General features: G+C 56.0%; 14 protein-coding genes. 1 reads left to right on the top strand and 13 read right to left on the bottom strand.

What is annotated here, in order from left to right:
• Nucleotides 1–3: 3 nt before the first annotated feature.
• Genes KJ970_12135 through KJ970_12095 form a run of 9 tightly spaced genes read right to left on the bottom strand, consistent with a single transcriptional unit; the run spans nucleotide 4 to nucleotide 12,232 of the window.
• Nucleotides 4–1,143, bottom strand: coding sequence for a DegT/DnrJ/EryC1/StrS family aminotransferase (locus KJ970_12135; GenBank protein MBU2691666.1), 1,140 nt, complete (start codon nucleotides 1,141–1,143; stop codon nucleotides 4–6).
• Nucleotides 1,106–2,674 carry an O-antigen ligase family protein gene (locus tag KJ970_12130; GenBank protein MBU2691665.1) on the bottom strand — a complete coding sequence of 523 codons (1,569 nt, stop codon included), beginning with the start codon at nucleotides 2,672–2,674 and terminating at the stop codon, nucleotides 1,106–1,108. The genes KJ970_12135 and KJ970_12130 overlap by 38 nt, the downstream gene beginning before the upstream one ends.
• Nucleotides 2,671–4,218: a tetratricopeptide repeat protein gene (locus tag KJ970_12125; GenBank protein ID MBU2691664.1), complete on the bottom strand. Its 1,548-nt coding sequence runs from the start codon at nucleotides 4,216–4,218 to the stop codon at nucleotides 2,671–2,673. The genes KJ970_12130 and KJ970_12125 overlap by 4 nt, the downstream gene beginning before the upstream one ends.
• Nucleotides 4,215–5,045, bottom strand: coding sequence for a hypothetical protein (locus KJ970_12120; GenBank protein MBU2691663.1), 831 nt, complete (start codon nucleotides 5,043–5,045; stop codon nucleotides 4,215–4,217). The genes KJ970_12125 and KJ970_12120 overlap by 4 nt, the downstream gene beginning before the upstream one ends.
• Nucleotides 5,046–5,052: 7 nt before the next feature.
• Nucleotides 5,053–5,709, bottom strand: a complete 657-nt coding sequence (locus KJ970_12115; GenBank protein ID MBU2691662.1) for an EpsI family protein — start codon at nucleotides 5,707–5,709, stop codon at nucleotides 5,053–5,055.
• On the bottom strand, nucleotides 5,703–6,566 hold the full coding sequence (locus KJ970_12110; protein MBU2691661.1) for an exosortase/archaeosortase family protein: 864 nt from the start codon (nucleotides 6,564–6,566) through the stop codon (nucleotides 5,703–5,705). Before KJ970_12110 ends, KJ970_12115 begins: the two co-directional genes overlap by 7 nt.
• Nucleotides 6,563–8,809 carry an AAA family ATPase gene (locus tag KJ970_12105; GenBank protein ID MBU2691660.1) on the bottom strand — a complete coding sequence of 749 codons (2,247 nt, stop codon included), beginning with the start codon at nucleotides 8,807–8,809 and terminating at the stop codon, nucleotides 6,563–6,565. Before KJ970_12105 ends, KJ970_12110 begins: the two co-directional genes overlap by 4 nt.
• 13 nt (nucleotides 8,810–8,822) lie before the next feature.
• On the bottom strand, nucleotides 8,823–9,797 hold the full coding sequence (locus KJ970_12100; GenBank protein ID MBU2691659.1) for a polysaccharide export protein: 975 nt from the start codon (nucleotides 9,795–9,797) through the stop codon (nucleotides 8,823–8,825).
• Complete coding sequence (locus KJ970_12095) at nucleotides 9,794–12,232, bottom strand: polysaccharide biosynthesis protein (GenBank protein ID MBU2691658.1); 2,439 nt, start codon at nucleotides 12,230–12,232, stop codon at nucleotides 9,794–9,796. The genes KJ970_12100 and KJ970_12095 overlap by 4 nt, the downstream gene beginning before the upstream one ends.
• 370 nt (nucleotides 12,233–12,602) lie before the next feature.
• Between KJ970_12095 and KJ970_12090 the strand changes: the two genes are divergently transcribed.
• Nucleotides 12,603–13,379: a hypothetical protein gene (locus KJ970_12090; GenBank protein ID MBU2691657.1), complete on the top strand. Its 777-nt coding sequence runs from the start codon at nucleotides 12,603–12,605 to the stop codon at nucleotides 13,377–13,379.
• Between the two features lie 9 nt (nucleotides 13,380–13,388).
• Here the strand turns inward: KJ970_12090 and KJ970_12085 are convergent, their stop codons facing one another.
• From KJ970_12085 to KJ970_12070, 4 genes are all read right to left on the bottom strand, one after another.
• Nucleotides 13,389–13,916: a macro domain-containing protein gene (locus tag KJ970_12085; protein ID MBU2691656.1), complete on the bottom strand. Its 528-nt coding sequence runs from the start codon at nucleotides 13,914–13,916 to the stop codon at nucleotides 13,389–13,391.
• A gap of 159 nt (nucleotides 13,917–14,075) precedes the next feature.
• Nucleotides 14,076–14,633 carry a CvpA family protein gene (locus KJ970_12080; protein MBU2691655.1) on the bottom strand — a complete coding sequence of 186 codons (558 nt, stop codon included), beginning with the start codon at nucleotides 14,631–14,633 and terminating at the stop codon, nucleotides 14,076–14,078.
• Nucleotides 14,634–14,682: 49 nt separating this feature from the next.
• A complete protein-coding gene (locus KJ970_12075; GenBank protein ID MBU2691654.1) occupies nucleotides 14,683–16,047 on the bottom strand; it encodes a hypothetical protein in 1,365 nt (454 codons plus the stop codon).
• A 182-nt stretch (nucleotides 16,048–16,229) separates the two neighbouring features.
• Nucleotides 16,230–17,066, bottom strand: coding sequence for an SAM-dependent chlorinase/fluorinase (locus KJ970_12070; protein MBU2691653.1), 837 nt, complete (start codon nucleotides 17,064–17,066; stop codon nucleotides 16,230–16,232).
• Nucleotides 17,067–17,554: the final 488 nt, after the last annotated feature.

The following is a 17,554-nucleotide window of genomic DNA, read 5'->3' as shown; positions in this document are numbered from 1 at the left end:
ATCTTAACGGACCTTTTTGTGCAAATCGTCGAGGGCCTGCACCACACGATCCACCTCGGAGATTTTCATTTCCGAAAAGAGGGGCAGGCACAGGATCTCAGAAACGAGTCGATCGGTCCCCGGCAGATCCGGCGGATTCTCTTGCCACAAGTATTGGAACGCCGTTTGGCGATGCAGGGGCGGATGGAAATAGCGGCGGCTTTCAATGCCCTGATCCGCCAGCCAGGACTTCGCCTCCTCCGATCCCGCGCCAAAGCGATCCTTATCAAACCGGACACCGATATAATTCCAGGTCGAGGATGTCTTTGGCGGTAATATTTGGAGTGTGAGTCCCGGATATCCCTCCAGGCCTTTCGCATAGTGATTCCGCAAGATCTTTCGCTGTTTAATCTGATCATCGAGGTAAGGCAATCCCTTTAGGGCGAGCAAGGCATGGAACTCACTCATGCGCCCATTGAGGCTGTCGCCATTGCATTGGTAGTCGCCTTCATGGCCGTGATTGCGCGCCGCGCGGAGCTTTCTGGCGAGGCCGGAATCGTTGGTCGCGACCACTCCCCCCTCGGCCGCAACGAGCAGTTTTGTCGGGGCCAAGCTGAATATTTCGGCCGCTCCCCATCCCCCGACCGCTTCATCGCCCCACATCGATCCCAAGGCATGCGCCGCATCAGAAATGACGATCAGCCCCGCCTTTTGTATAAGCGGATCCAGTTCTTGACGCGCGAGCGGAGCGCCGAAGACGTAGACCGGAATGAGGACTTTGGACCCCGGTGTCAAAGCCCGCTCAACCGTCCGCGCCGAAATGGTGAAGGTGTCCGGCTCACAATCGACCAGACGGGGTTTGAGCCCGGCCCAAAGAACCGCTTGAAGCGTCGCAGCGAATGTGAAAGAGGGCAGCAGCACCTCGGAATCCCGGGGAGCCAGCGCCCTTAAACAAAGCATGAGCCCTGCCGTGGCTGACGTAACAGCAACGACCTCCCGCACGCCGAGGCGGTGCGCCAGAGCGGTCTCCAATTCTCGGACATAGGGACCATTCGTCACCTGCCCTGTTTTGAAGAGCTCGCGCAGATCGACGATATACTCCTCGTAGGGTGGGAGATGCGGCCGGTTAATCGGAATGTCCATCGGGACGCCTTTCTGTTTCATTCGGGTTTTGAGGGATATCCCCCTCTTCTGTCATCGAACAATCGGACCGGCTTCTCAAGGGCCAGAGATCTTCCTGGGTCGCCCGTTCCAGCAGGGCGGCGGCGAGGAAGAAGTATCCGGCCAGGGCATAGCTGAGAAAGCGGGTCCCGAAGATATTCGCCACGAGGAGGGCGACGCTGAGCCAAACCGTCCCCTCTCCCACCGCTTGGACCCAATCGGGGACCTCACGGCTTCTCGAGAGGCGCCGCGCCTTCCGGATCACCCGGTAAAAGATCAGCATGAGGATTAAAAGGGCCGGAATCCCCATCTCCCCGGTCAGTTCCAGATAGAAATTATGGGTATTTCTGTAACGCCCCACGGCGGCCGCGGTCGCTTCCGGCATGGCGCCGTAGCCGACGCCGAGAATCGGATGATGGATAATGACATCGATAGCGGCCTCCCAGAATTCGAGCCGTCCCCCCGCCGATTCATTGATGGCGCCAAAGCGATCGGATTCTGCATCAAAGACGCCGATCGTCTCCTGAAAACGCTCTTGGACATAATCGGGGACCCAAAAGGGCACGGTGGCGAGAAGGACGAGCCCCACGGCCAATCCCTTGGCTCCGCGGGAGAGGGAAAATCCGACACCAGCGACGAGGAAGGCGACGAATCCGCCGCGGGAATTGGGCAGAACCAGCCCCAGTGTATTGAAGAAGATAAGGCCGACATAGGCGAGGCGGGACCAAAGCGCGCGTCCCATGACCCTTCTCATCGAAAAGGTCCAGATCAAGGCCATCGCATAGTAGGTCGCCGCCTTGTTGATATCCCCCAAACCGCCAGCGACACGGACACCTTGCCGCAGGCCGGAGGATTGCCAGAGAAGTCCGAGAGTTCCCAGCGCGGCGGAGACGGCCATGAGGATCGCCAGGTTCTTGATCCAACGTTGCGCATCTTCAGCCGGCATGGCGGCCAGGAGGCGATGGACAAGAAAGAAAAGATAGACGCCGAAGAGGCCATTATGAAGAAGCCGGAGACGGATGAGGGGTGTGATGGACTCCGAAAAGGGAACAATAAGGGCATGAAACCAGGCGAGGAAGGCCCAGGCGAGAAAGAATAAAATGGGTTTTTTAAGCGCGCTGGGGAGGAGCACGGAGGTTCGCGTCGAGATCGCTGAGAAGAGGGCGGCCAGAAGCAGCGCTATCATGATGAGATTCAGGCTGTTCAGCATCGGCGCGCCCGATTTTGGCAGCCACTCCACAAAGGGCATCGAGAAGACTACCATTACCAGCGCCCAACGGGGCCGCGTCATGAGGACGGTGAGAAGGATCATCCCGAAGAAGATTTTAAAAAGCCGGTGTGGAGCTTGCCCATACCACTGATAGAGCAGGAAGAAGATGCCGAAGAGGCCGGCGGCGGCAATGGTTACCAGTATCGCAACCACAATCGGAGATTTGAGCAGATCAAATCCACTCTCCACCGGCAGTGGGGATCTGGGATCCCGGGCCGGTGCGTGGGGGCGCGTGGGTTCCGGCCTGACGTCCTCCCCCCTCATGGCTCTTGCTTTATTTCCAGTTCCCTGGCGGCCAGAGCGGCCAGGGGCGTTCCCGGATAAAGATCAATAAGCTTCTGCCAAATTTCGTGGGACTTTTCAAGTTGACCCAGCTTTTCCTTCGTGAGGCGGGCGGCTTCAGCCAAAGCCAAGGGCGCAAAATCCGATTCGGGAGCTCGTTTCGCCAAATCCTGCAAGGCTTCGACCGCCGCTCCCCATTCCTCCAGCATGATCCAGGCCTTGGAGCGCATCTCCATCGCCATTAAGGCCAGCTGCGGATTGTCTCCTTCCATCATCTCTTCATAGTTGCGAATCGCTCTCTGCAAGACGCTTTCGGCGGCCTCCCGGTCGTGTAAGGAGAGATAGCGAGAGGCGATTTGCAGCGGGACATTGAGGGCTGAGCGCGAACGCGGCGCATCGGCGGTGACTTGGCGGTAAAACGTTAACGCGCGGTCCCAATCCCCACGCGCCTCGGCAAGAACAGCCCGTTCAAAAATGATGGAGGCATGCAGTTCAGGATCCCGGGCGGCGAGAGAATCAGACCGATCCAGAAGGAGATCGGCCCGGTCATACTCCTTTTGGGTCCGGAGGGTCGCGCCGGCCATGAGGAGTCCCCGCGCGGCAAGGGGCGAATCGGGATGGCGCAGCGCCAGCCGCTCAAAACCGGTGACAGCCATCTCGAGACGATCAGGGAATCCGAGGTTCAGATTGGCCAGCGCAAACTCGAGGGAGGGTTCCCACGGCGTTCCGCGGCTGACCTCGAGCGCCTCCTGATAGCGCTGCCGGGCTGATTCCGCATCATTTGTATCCAGCGCAATCAGGGCCAGCTCTGAAAGGATCAGGACCCGCGGGGATCCGGCAATGCCGGCTTTGAGCAGGCGGTCTAACTCATCCTTCGCCCCCTGGCGTTGGATTCCGGCCCGGTCGACATCCCCGTGCGCATAGAAGAAGCGCGCGCTTCGCCGCTGGCATTGTATAAGTGGCAGGGGGATATTTTCGCCGAGACGTGTGAGATCCAAGACACGGCTCATCTCTTCCACCGCGTCAGCGTAGAGATCAGGATCCCCCATTCTTTCTAAGAGAAGGATGCGGTTTCTAAAGGCTTCGGCAGTAACACCGGGATTCCATGTATATGAGCGGCAGGCATTCTCGATGATCGCCAGGGCCTTCTGATTTTCCCCGGCCATGACATGCCAGCGGGCGCATTCCAGCTGCGCCGTGGCACGGATCCGGTAGAGGCGATATTGAACAAGATCATCGGGCGGCGGGATCGTGGCGCTGTCGGCCGGTGTGAGGGACTCAATCAGCTCCTGATACTCAATAATCAGATGGTTTTGGATCGACGCCTGCACATCGGGAGGCAATGAAGCCAGCGAGGCCTGCTGTTTCGCAATCTTCCAAAGCTTGCGTTCAGCCTTGTACAGCTTGGATTGATTCCCCGACTCACAACCGGTGCCAATGGCGCACAGTGTGCAAAGAAACAGCGCCAGGAGCACCCCGACAGCACCTCTGTAAAGAGAGGGGTTTAATCTTGGCAATCTATTCATTCTCGCACCCCCCGCGCAGATCCTTGAATCGCCGTGTGTATCTTCCCGGCGGCCACGACAACCAGATAGCCGGTAAAAGAGGCCAGCAAAATATTCAAGGCCACAACCCACCCGACGGCTTCCGGAGCCATCCGGTCAATCAGCAACTGGCTTCTGCCGAGAATCCATAGGAGGGGAAGATGCAGCATCGCCGGTATTGCGACGAGAAGAAAAGAGATGATCGGATGACGGACTGAGAACGAGATGCCCTCACGGAAAGCCCGTACAGCGCCTTCTCTCAATAGAATTAGGGGGATAAAAAGATAGATCGCCTCCAGTGTGATCGAGACAAAGAGGAGTCCTAATCGGAAGAGGCGCAGTCTGTTTCCACCCAATCCCCCGTCCCCCATCACCATCTGCGGCAGCAGGATCAGCACGAAAACTAGCCCCAGTTGAATAGGCAGACGGGTGAGGATAAAAGCCCACCAGGATTTGAAAACCGAGCGGGTAAGGGTGCGCGTTATCCCCTCTGATCGAATAACGAGATGGTAGGTCCATCCCATCACAAGTCCCGCGAAGAGAAGATCAGTGACAACGGCCAGCCGGCTCCACTCAAAAGGCAAGGCCAGAAAATTGTAAGGATAATGCATCGCGCCCTCCCCCAGTTCTGATCGCAGGAGGGGTGACAGCACCGACGAGAACGGCCAGCGGTAAAAATTCGTCAGTGCCAGCAGAAAGAAGAATTGTACAACGAAAAGGAGCGCATAGGGGATCCATAAGCGCTTCCGTCCCAGGGAACGGATGGCCTGCCAAAGTCCCCAAAAGCTCCAGGAAATTTGAGCCCACATGAGTCACTCACCCCTTCTGGATCAGTAACGGCAATTGAGCCGCCACTCCGGCTGAAAAGGCTCTAAGGAGTTCCATTTCACTTCCATCCATGGCCGTGGTTGTGGAAATCCTGACGAATGCGCCATAGGTGCTGTTATGACGCATTCCCTCGATCATAAGAAGTTTTCGAAAAGTATTTTGATCGGTCGTCGTTCCCGCCCCGGGTATATACCACCATGAAAGAACAGATCGCTGGTTATCACCGCGGCTGGCCTGAAAGAGATTAACCTTGAGGTTTTCATTCGCGGCTAAAGGGATCTCTTCAATCTTCTCATTTGTAAGATTGTACCCCTGTGAAATGTAACAAAGCCGGGGATCGTGAGCCCCCCATCGGGCATTCTGGAAAAAAATAATGACCAGCCAAAGGGGCTCGCCGTCCGGACGCGTATAACGCCGCAGCAGGATATCGCTGGGTCTGAGATCATCGAGGACCATCTGTGTGGCCGGCACCTCGACCGACGGCATCGAAAGGAAGGTTGCCGGGAAACCAGAGAGACTGCTTATGGCCGCCGCCTGCGGCGGCAGCATAAGAATGTACAAACATCCTGGAATCAAGAAGATGAGCGGCGTCCACCAGAGTCCGCGGGCGGCTTTTGCCGGATTCATTCTGGGATGATTCACCATCGCAGAATCCTCCTCAACCCTTCCAGGATTCCAAGCGCCAGGGCGAACAGCAGGTACCCTGAAATATCATGGGCCGTTCCCACCGCAAATTCCAGGGAATGGAAGGTAGCGACGAGTCCCAACGAAACAACACGAATGATGTTGGCCAATATGGCGACAGGCCAGGCCGCCAGAAGCAGAAGCATCCGCTTCCAAGGAGGAACGGAGCCGGCCCGCGCCATGAGAGCGCCCAGGGCCAGCAGCGCCAAAAGCGATCGCAGGCCGCTGCAGGGATTTTCAATGGCCAGCGGACCCGCCGGCAGATAGAGGATCGCCCCCTGCCGCCACACGGGGATTCCCAAATGTCCTAGAACACCTCCGCTGACTTTTGAAGCGAATGATTTCAATTCAAAACTAATCTGGTTCATGAGAAAAGGCGGACCGGGCAGCATGAAGATGAGGAAAGCCATCGGGAAAGCCAAGCGCCGCAGCCAGCGCCATCCGGCGAAATGGAGCACCAGACCCACCAAGACGGCGAGAAAAGCATACCCTTGAATCAGTGTGATCTCGCCGCGAATACCCATGAGGTGCATAAGGACGCCGCCGGCGATGATGGGCAAACCCCAGGCGGACGGGGTTACGGGAAGGGTTAGGAGACTTTTTCTTCGTCCTAAAACGAGGATCAGGCTGATAACCGGGATGAGAATACCATGCGAATAATTCGGATTGTTTCGCCAGATGACCCAAAGTGTCTTATACAACCCTGAGAAGAGAATCGCCACGGAAGCCATGACAAAAAGCGCCTTGAATACTCTTGCGGCGGATGTAAAGACCGCCGGAGATTTGTCAGACGTTGAAACGGCGCCATCCGACTTCATGACTTCTTCTTCTCATAACCGTAACCGTAATAACGGTAGTCATCATAAAACGGCAATGTATCCGAGGCGTTGTTGAGAAGTATACCCCGCACATTATCGGAAAATTGAAGTTGGATTTCCACACCTCTTTGGACGACACGGCGGGGAGTATCCCCTGCTTTTACCACGACCAGCACGGCGTCGACTTCCTGCCCTGCGACCAGGGCGTCGGGGATGGGGAGATTGGGAGGAGTATCCAGAACGATATAATCAGCCATTGGGCGAAGACGGTTCAGAAGCGACCGGATATCCTCCGCCGCGAGGCTGGAATGTTTCTCATCCTTCTCCTTACCGATCGGCAGCACTCTTATGTTGGGCAGCCAGGTCGGCAGCAGAACCGATTCGGGATCCATATCCTCCCGCAGAATCTGACGGACACCGTTCGCTTCCGGATCGTAACCGAAGTAACGATGAAGGGCCGGCCGCCGGGCATCCAAATCGACGAGGACAATCTTTGCATGGGGCGCCTCCCGCGCCATCGTGATGGCGAGGAACGAGGATGCGGTTGTCTTGCCCTCCCCGGCGCGCGCGGAGGTGACCAGGATCGTGCACGTCTTTTCACCCCGCTCACGGGATATATCAAGAAAGACCTTGCGGCATTCATGATACGTCTGATTGTCACTGAGAAATATTTCAGAAAGCTGCTGCCTTGCCGTTTCGGACAAGGCGCCGTTCTCCCGATGGCGGAGCAAGCGGTGCAATTCCTTCATCGCGGGAATCGTTCCCAAAACCTTCAATCCTGTGGCATCCTCGACCTGCCGTATATCCCTCAAGCTGGGATCATGTTGTTCGAGTAGGAAGATCCCACCGAGTCCGGCGCCGGCGCCCACAAGAAGGGCCAGGAGGAACAATGCCATGCGGTTCGGGCGGACCGGCTTCAAGGGTCTCTGCGGCGGCTCCAGAATCGTGATTTTCCCTCCCACTTTTGTCGACTCAAAGGCTTCCGAGATCTCCGCCGAGGCGATTTGTTGCACAAAGGCATTATAGAGAGTCCGATTCGTCTCGACCTCTTCCTCCAAACGGCGGATTTCGAGGGCTACCTCCGGTTGCCTCCTCACCCGCCCCTGATGCGCGTCGATCAGCGCATCGAGATGTTCGACGCGGAAGCGGGCGAGACGCTGCTTTACATCCTGGAGCAGTACGGCCGCCAGCACCTGGCGGTGGCCGTTTTCGAGTTCCGGATAAACCTGCGCCAGCATCCTGCCCGCGTCGTCACGGAGAGATTCGAATTTTCGCGCTTGCCGGATGGCAACCGATTGAGGATCTTCGCCGTCGAGCGTTGGGCGCAAGGTCTGCTCTATATATTTCTTCTCAAGCGCCACGAGTTCCGCCACAGCCTCGTTCATCCATGTCGCGTTCTGAAGGCCGAGGAGGATCGCTTTCAGCCGCGGATCGGTCGCCGCCAATGAGTCTGAGCTGGCGTCGAATAACGATACCGCCTTATCGCGCTGTGTTATCGCATTTTCACGCAAGGACCAAGCCACATCCCGATTTGAAGCGTCGACCAGATTCGCCCTGTCACTCCGGCCGCCCTCACTTTGATGGGCGTTTTCAAGGCGATGTTCCGATTCGGAGAGTTTTTGCTTATAGAGAGCCAATTGCTCAAGACTGAATTCATGCGTCGCCCGGAGAAGATCCATCCGCGAGCTTTCCTTCGCCTCGATGACGGCGCGCGTCAGGGTCGTGGCGATAAGCCTCGCCCTTTCAGGAATATGGTCCTGTACGCTGATCTGAAAAACATTCGCCCGCGGCGATGTCATCCGGATCATTTCCCGCAGGAGTTTCATCAGCCGCAGATCGGCGAGTTCATCCTCGGTGAGATCGGGGTACCGATTCCGGTTTCGATTCGCCCAATCCCTCACCGACGGGTCCTTATCCATCCCCGTGGTGATGATCACCTTCTCGAGAAAGGATTCGCTCTGAATCTGGTTCTGCAAACGGGCCAGTTGCTCCCCCATTGATGTCGTGGGAACGATGTGTGCAAGATCTCCCGACAGCGACTGCGGATACTCGAGCATCAAGGTACTGCTGCACCGGTAAATGGGTTTAATGATTTCCGGTCGTCCCAGGAAATAGCCGATGGCGGCGCAGACGACGATCGGCAACATGAGAATCCATTTCCGCCGCCAGAGCAGATTCGCAATGGACCGAAGATCAAGACGGTCGGCGCCGGGTGGAAGGGGTAAGCGAGCTGGACGATTCATGCCATCCTGCCTTTTAGTTGTTTAGGTAATCGATTATGAGGAGGATATTCACAATATCTCTTGAGAGACCTCCGAATTCGACAATGGCATTCCGCGCTGATTGGAGAACACCCGGTTCATAAGGAGGAACATAGACCAACTCTCCGGGAAGCACAGAGGGCCCGATTTCGCCTGTTTCCAGCATCTCCTTTACATTGGATTCCATGACCCAGGGTGAGACTTCCCCATTCCCCAGAGTCAAAACACGGACTTTTTCCGCCTCGCCACCCGGCAGAATCCCACCAACAACGGAGAGCAGCCGTGTCAGGGCCAGCCCGCCACCGACCCGGACAGGGCCCGGCCGGGCGACGGCGCCAAGGACGTAGGCGACGCCCGCTTCTCCAGGGACGACAACCTGCCCCTCATCGACACGGGAAGGCACGTAGATAACATCACCGGCGATCAGTTTGGGAACAATGCCGAGATTACCGGAGTGAAGGACTTGATCCATATTCACGACGATCGAGGTCGTCTCGGCCACCGCCGTCCTAAGAATCCGGACGCGGGTGAGGTCGGCCATGGGTGAAGGCCCACCGGCCAGACCGAGGATCTCGAGGAGGTGCGGGATCTCTGAAAAGCTATAACGGCCGGGTGTGTTGACGGCGCCGGTCACATGGACACGCCGGCTGTTATATTCGGAAACCGTCACTGTCACCTGGACTCTTTGCCGGAGGAATGTCTCCAGAATTTCTTCAAGATGCCGGGCCAACGCCCGCGGACTGCGTCCGACAGCCGTGACCTCGCCGATCGGCGGAAAAGTAAACTCACCGCTCTGGTTCACCGTTACCGCGAGAGAGAGTTCCGGGTGCTCCCAGACGGAAATGGCCAGGACATCTTCGGGCCCGATAATATACGGATCCGCGGCAGCGGCGCTCCCCGCTCCTATTGAGAGAATGAACAGCACGGCCGCAAGACCCACTCCAAGTCGGATCAGATAGCTTTTCCTCATGTCAGCCTTCTCCGCTGGGATTCGGGGATTGCCGGCCCATGAGAGGAATGCTCCGCAGGGTCACCATCACCGTTCCCTTTATAATCATGAATTTCAATATCATGAGGCATCGGCCGACCGGGATACAAATCCGCCAGAGTCGCATGCCCCCGAAGAACATTTAACAAGCCGGGCAACGCACCGGCCTTCACCGATCTCATCCACCGGTCCAAGGGTCTTATCCATCGTGGTCCATGCCCCGGCCTGAAACGGATGCGAAAAGCGGAATAGGGGCGCCCACCCAGATTCCGATGGCGCCGATCCTGGTAGCGTCGATCGATAGGAGCCCACCCCGTTGGACGCCGGCGCTCTTCGCCCCTGCGGTCCGCTCCCACCCTGACTTCACGGATCAGGAGAACATCCTCGGGACCCAACAGCCTGCGCATACTCAACATGATGATCAATGGAGGTCCGAGTGTCATCAATCCCAATCCCGCGAGAATCCGGTCGCTCCATGGTGGCGCCTGGTCGTTTCGGATCCCACTCAGCGACGGTTTGAGATCGGAATCCTGCGGGGACGCACCCGGTTCGCTTTCTCCCCTTTTCTCGGGCTCTTTGTCCGGCAAGGGAGCCAGCACAGCGTTTGGTTGATACTCCGGCACCAGCTGATTCAACAGCCCCTTCAACTCGACGGTCGACATCTTTTCAGCTTTGGCGATAAGATCCTGAACCCTTGCGAGCGTCTTCTGCGGGTCGGTCGATTCCAAGTTGCAGCGGAAGACTTTTGCGTGGCGGGTCGTGCGAACCCGCTCACCGTCGGTGAGGAGTTCCTCTTCCAGTTTCTCGCCCGGTCTCAGCCCGGTGAAGACGATCGGGATATCGACATCCGGCTCCAGACCTGACAATTGAATAAGCTGCCGGGCCACATCGAGGATGCGAACCTGCTCGCCCATATCCAGGATGAAGATATCTCCAGACCGGCCAAAGGAGGCGGCTTGGAGAACAAGTTGCGCCGCTTCGGGAACCGTCATAAAGTATCGCCGCGCCAGGGGATGCGTGACGGTGAGCGGCCCCCCCTTGGCTAATTGACGCCTGAAAATCGGAATGACGCTTCCCTGGCTGCCCATTACATTTCCGAATCGGACAGCGGTGAGAACGGTTTTACTGTTTTGCCCGAGCGCCTGAATAATCAACTCACACCCGCGTTTGGAGGCGCCCATGACATTGGTCGGGTCGACCGCCTTGTCGGTGGATATGAGGACCATCGCCTCGGCTTCATATTTTTGAGCCGCCCGGGCGACATTGAGCGTCCCTTGAATGTTATTGCGGATCGCTTCGCGAGGCCTGTCTTCGAGGAGCGGGACATGTTTGTGAGCCGCGGCATGAAAGATAACGTGCGGGCGATGCTGCTCGGTGAGGGCATCCATTCCCTTCTCATCGCGGATATCGCCGACGACTAGAAGAAGATCCAGTGTCGGATCCTGCGCGGTCAGCTCAATCCCAAGATAGGTCAGCCTGTTTTCATCATGATCCAGCGCGATGAGGCGCGAGGGCCGGAATCTGAAGATTTGCCGGCACAACTCCGATCCGATTGAGCCGCCGGCGCCGGTGACGAGAATTCTCTTATTCGAGAGAAACGACTCGATCCCCTCTTGATCAATCTGGACGGGATCCCGCCCTAAAAGGTCTTCAATGGAGACCTCCCGGACCTGGCGCAGAGCCCCTTTGCCCTCGATGAAATTAGCAAGGGAGGGAACGGTTCGAACCCAGATACCGGCTTTCAACCCATATTCAAAGATCTGGCGCATCAAGCGGCTCGGCGCCGAGGGAGCCGCAACAATGACTTCATCGATCTGCTTTTCGCGGATGAGCCGGGGTATGTCAAAAGTTGTCCCCAGCACTTCAAGATTCTCGATCATCCGGCCCTTTTTATGAGGATCATCATCGGCGAAACCCACCGGGTAACCGTTGCCCATCTCAACCCGCTGCAGCTCGCGGGCGACGACGGCGCCGATATCCCCCGCCCCGGCAATCAGGATCCTACGTCCCTTCCGGCGCGCAGGAATGAGAATCCCGCCACGGTAGAGCTTCCAAAAAAAGCGGCTGCCCGCGAAAAGCCCGACGGAGAGGATCCAGGAGAGGATGATGACCGACCGGGGAAAGGGATGCGGGGTCAAAACGCCGTTGGCGATGAAAGCGACGAAGTGTTCCAGGGTCAGCGCTTGTAGAAGGGAAATCGCCGTAGGGATTCCAGCATAGCGCCATAAAGATCGATTCACTTTCCAGATGTGCAGGATCAAGAGAACGAGGGTGGTATGAAACGGGGTCACAATGAGGAAAGTATGGAGATAGTTCGGCGGAACCCGGCCGTCAAAGCGCAGCCAAAGAGCGCACAAAACAGCCAAATTTATCAGTGCCGCATCAATGGCGGTAAGCAAGACCCGTTTCATATTCAAGATGCCTGAACCTCCGATGTCCCTACAGAGACCGGTGAGGGACGTTACATATAGTATCGGCCCATTGGAAGAGCCATCTTCAGGAGTTAAGCGGCTTAAAATGAAGTGAGTTCGAAAGATTTCGGATATCCGTGGGGGTCTCAAGGGGCTTGGAAAACCGAAATCATCACTTCTGTCGCCTGTTCCCGAATGAAATTCACCGGTCGAATTGTGATATCTGTCTACCAGTCAGTCTATTACAAGCTCAAAACCAGGTACATCTAAACCAAATCTTGCCCCTCCGCACGTTCTTGACAGAGTCACAAATGGCCTTCAGCATGCAGGCCAGGTCCTATTGAAGCTCAAGGCAACTTCTCCACGAGGAGTCACTATGGAAGATAACACACTGAACCCGCCCCCAACGCCAGCAAGAATGGAATCTTCCGGGGAGACCCCCGGTTTTTTCCAGCGAATCATCAATGTTTTCGTTTCACCAAGCGCCGCCTTTGCGGGGCGTCTCCCAGCCACCGCCTGGATTCTCCCTCTGATCCTTCTGGCGGCCCTTCAGACGTTTGAGGGGCATATGCTCCGCCCCCTGACGGTCGAGCGGATGAGAGAACGGATCAGCCAAACTGACATGTCTCAAGAAATGCGGGAAAAGGCCTTGGAGGGGATCGAGGGACAGTCTGATGGCGGTGTGGTCTCCGAGATATTGGGTTTTGTGGGCGGCCTCGTGGGTTTCTTCTGCCTCGGCCTCGCCTTGCCGGCCTTGCTCTACTGGCTGGGAACGAATTTCGTTTGCGGCGGATCGGCCCGTTTTTGGGGAATCGTATCCACCGTCGGTCTGGCGAGTCTTGTTTATGTCCCGAAGTCTATCCTGACCCTGCCGATGAAATTGCATCAGCAGTCACTCGATGTTTACACGAGTTTGGCCTTGCTCCCCGTTGGGGAAATCGGATCAAAGCTGCGTAATGCGCTCAATGTCTTTGACATTTTTGACGTCTGGTATGTGATTGTCGTGGGGATCGGCCTGGCCTTGGTTGCGAAAATCCGGCCCGGCCAGGGTTTGGGTATCGCCGTTACCATTTGGGCTATCTGGGCTCTCATCCGGATCGCTGTTGCATTCCTGGTCACAGGAACCCAGTGGGGCGCCTTTATAGGACTTTAACAAATTTCTCTAATAGAGCGCATGCAAGAAAGCATCGTGCATAATCTTTTTGCTGCTCTCATTGGCCACCACAAGACGCAGGGTCTTGATCCCTTCGATCTCCTCGAGCACGCGGAAAAGAACGCGGATCATTTCCGCGAGGATATCCGGCCGCAAAGGGCGATCGCCGGTCTCGAGGGGAACGGCGAAATTGATATGCTTCAGCTTCAGTTTCGCCGCCCGTTGGATGGCGTTTTGTAGAGCGAGACCTAATGTCTCGGCGCTGATATGAAGATCCTGACTCATGAGAGCGGCGTGCAAAATATGCTTAAAGGGCAGTTTCCCCGCCGCCGTCACCACCACATCTCCCATTCCCACCGGACCTTCTTTGACCGCCTCCCTCTCGATCTCCTCCCCCCCGGCCTCTTTAATCAGGCGGGCCGGTCCGGTCCCCATCCAAAGGTGATCATTGGCCGGAATGATCAATCCGTCGGCCGGTGGCTCGGTATAGGCGCCATGTATAAACTCGATCTGAGTCTTGAAGAGTTGGAACGCCAATGCTCGATCTCCTCCCCTGTCTCCTCTGTTGCACCAGGATAACTTCGTGGAATTCTTATTAAATCATGAAAGAGCGTTCGATGAAATCCTCTCGTTGTTTTTCTCGATCCCCAAGTTGTTGTTGCCCTCTGAAGTTTTGTTTTGTCGCCGGGCGCGGGACTAGATCGAGATTGTCCGGATTGGGTTTTGTAGGGGCTTCATCCCACTGCGATGAAAAGTATCCCGGTCTTCAATCTCATCTCCAACCGATGAGGGCAGGAGATGTCCCACCAGCCGGATAACAGGCTCCGCGTAACTGTACGCGAAAGAGGATTGAAGAATCGGGCTGGGATGGGATGAAGGCAGAATGAGAAGAAGGGTAATCAAAATGAAGACGAGGAGAAGGATGCCGCGGGCCGCGCCAAAAACGGAGCCCAGAAGCCGGTCCAGCCATTGCATTTTTAGTATCTTCAGCGACTTGGAGAGCACATGGCCCAGAAGCAGGACTCCCAGATAGACAATGAGGAAGACGAGGATAAAGGCGGCCATGGCGAGGAGCGGTCCGCTCCCAATTTTATCGGCAAGAGACTCCGCGACCGACTGGAAGAGCTTTGAAGCGATGAGGAGAGCGAGGACCAGACCGATCAGACTTGTCGCCTCTTTGATCAATCCCTGCCGAACACTCACAATGATGGAGAGTATGAAAATGATGGATAGAACGACATCAAGCCAATTCATGATTCCGAGCCCTTATCCCTCTTCCCTGTGGGGGCTTCAGCCTCATCGATCACCGTGTCAGCAGGATCCTCTGGCTGCGGACAAGATGATGGGCCGTTTCGAGACGCACCAGATAGATTCCCGACGGCAGATCCCTGCCACCGTCATCACGTCCATCCCAATTCACACGATGAACCCCTGTTGTGGCGGCTACAAGCCCCAAATCACGGACCCGCCGACCCGTTACATCATGGATGGTCATGCCGATCGGGCCCGCCATGACTCCGTCACTTTCATAGCGGATCTGAGTCCGCGGGGAAAAGGGATTCGGCGTGTTCGGCAGAAGTTCGACGCCATGCGCGTTCACCCCCTCAAGGGGATCCGCAAGGCCGGATGAGGGCGTATGCTGAACCCAAACCGGGCTGCTCCAGGCATAGTCGCCATCAACCTGCCGGGCGCGGATGAAATAATAATGGCTTTCCTCATTCGCGATCGTTACCGAGTGTGCGTAGTCGATCGTTGTTCCGATAAGCACTTGTGAATTGATGATGACACCATCTTCGAAGAGGTCAATCCGGTTGAAGAGACTCGTTCCATTCGCTGCTTCGACATGGGCCGTAAAATCGACGGGACCTTCACTTTCAATGACCGATCCCATGATCGAATCGTTGACCCAATACCACATTTTGATCCGGTCGCCGGGAGGATCCTCTTCCATCGCGAAAAAGTGCCGGTTTCGCAGGGCGTTATAAACATCATCGTAAGTCAGGTTGTCCAACAAGGTCCCTGTAAGATAGATGGCGCCGCCGTCATTAGGATTTTGCTGCATCCCCCATTCGCCCTCATGATTATCCTGATTCGCAAACGGTCCGAGTTTCCAGCCCTTGTTCAGAGCATAAATGAATTCCGGCTCATAATCGTCGACCCGGAGGCCGTTGCGGATTTCGAGGCTGTGCATGGCGTCGCCGTAAGATGAGTAATAGTAGAAATTGTCAAACCAGGAACCATAACTGGAACTGGGATGACAAAAATTTCCGACGCCGTTATAGGATTGGATAAAATTATACGTTGCCGGCAGGTTGGACGTCGAATTAGGATTGCGGACCGGTGTAAAGAGGATCCCGATATGCCCGAAATCGTTCAGGTTTCCAAACTCCTGAGCGCACAAGGCGACAAAGACGCCGTCCTCCGTGAAGGCTTCCGCCGCCGCCATCGTGTTATTCCACTCTGTCGCGGTGAGCATATGGGTATGGTCGGTGATGGCTAGGACATCAATATGGGCCGTGTCCCTCGCACAGGTATAGGCCTGTGCGACAGTCCCGATACCGTCGGAATAGGCCGTATGGGAATGAAAACTGCCATAATAGACATCGTAGGCCCCCACCGATGACGACATAAACGCGAGGCCGAGACATATGATGAGGATCCGGGTCATGCGGTGATACCTCCAGTGCGGCCGGTCAGGCACAAGGTGTTTTGTTTACAGGGTACTATCCGATGACGTTCTGTTTTAAGAATAACATGTTTCGGTTCAATCGGCCAAAGGGCATTCCCATGGCACGGGCCTGCTCCTTTTTTCTTCCCAGAATCCCTTATCCAACAACTGCTTACAGAAGTCTAAAACATCGGTTCCTGAGCGGTTGAAATCCCCTCACCAACGATGTTGACGAGGACAAAGTCCCCTTTCCCGGCTCCAATCCGCCGCTGAGCGGATCCTCCCCGAACCGAGATTTCCAACATCCCCGTGGATCCAAAGAGGGCGAGGAACTTCCCCATTTCCCCATCCTGATAGGTTCGTGTGAGACGATTGATCTTGCGGCCGTTGATTTCAATGAGAAAGGATCTTCCCGCGATGACGCTCTTGAAAAGTTTCTGACTGATATTAGTGATGATATTCCCGTAGCTATCAATATGGATCGCTTCACCCTTGATCATGTTGTGCCAGGTCTCCGGTTGCGCCGGTCGCACCTCGACATAACAATCGATCACAGGACCAACATCGACCACCGCGGCGCCCCGGGAAAGATGGGCGGCCGCCGGTGAGAATATATCCCGCCCATGAAACGTATCGCTGATCTCATCCCGCTGAAATTGCTGATTCGTGATCTCACGAACCTCGACCTTTTCTTCCAGGGAATAGATCCGGGAAAAGACACCGTTATCGGGGCCGACAAAGGCGTATTTCTCGGTGACGACCAATAGGGGTTTACGCTCTGAACCGACACCGGGGTCGGCTACGACACAGTGGACGGTGCCCGGCGGAAAATGATGATAGCAATTTCCTAAAATGAAGGCGGCGCTCATAATATCCTGCGGCGGCACCTCATGCGTAATATCGATGATCCTTGTTTCGGATGAGATGGACAGAATGACCCCTTTCATCGATCCCACATACTCATCGCGTGTTCCAAAATCTGTCAGAAGGGTCACAACACCACAGGATTTGAAACTCACGGACATTCCCCCCATGCGACTCTTTTTCTTATGCGCCGGCCGACACTCTCACCCAAGCCCGATCTAGCCTCATGCTAGGAAGGGTTGCGGTTAAGGTCAAGTCGAGGGTGAGGTCAAGTCGTTGATGATTCGAAATGATTTCATGAAGGAGCCCCAAAAGAGGCCCAAAAAGACCCGGGGCGCTCTACGGGAGAGCGCCCCAAAAAAGCCCGAGTCCAGAACAAAATAGGTGTGTTCTAGGCTGCTTTCCGAACCGTCTGACGCTTGTACGTCCGCGTCTTGGCCGTTGCGCGGGGACGCGTCGTCCTCGTGCGAGCCTGAACCTTCTTGTACTGGGTCTTCTTGTACGGTCAAGTCCCAAGTTTCCTGTCAAATCTCTGAGTATGGCTCCTCGCTTCTGCACCTAGGCTACTGAATTCTGCTTCTCCGAACCGGTAAAGACCTCTCTTATCAGGCTGTCGATCCGTGCGGCTGTGAAAGCATCCATA

Source organism: Candidatus Eisenbacteria bacterium (assembly GCA_018831195.1).
Classification (GTDB): domain Bacteria; phylum Eisenbacteria; class RBG-16-71-46; order CAIMUX01; family JAHJDP01; genus JAHJDP01.
The sequence above is the reverse complement of the archived record's forward strand: the minus strand, read 5'-3'. Positions and strand labels throughout refer to the sequence as shown.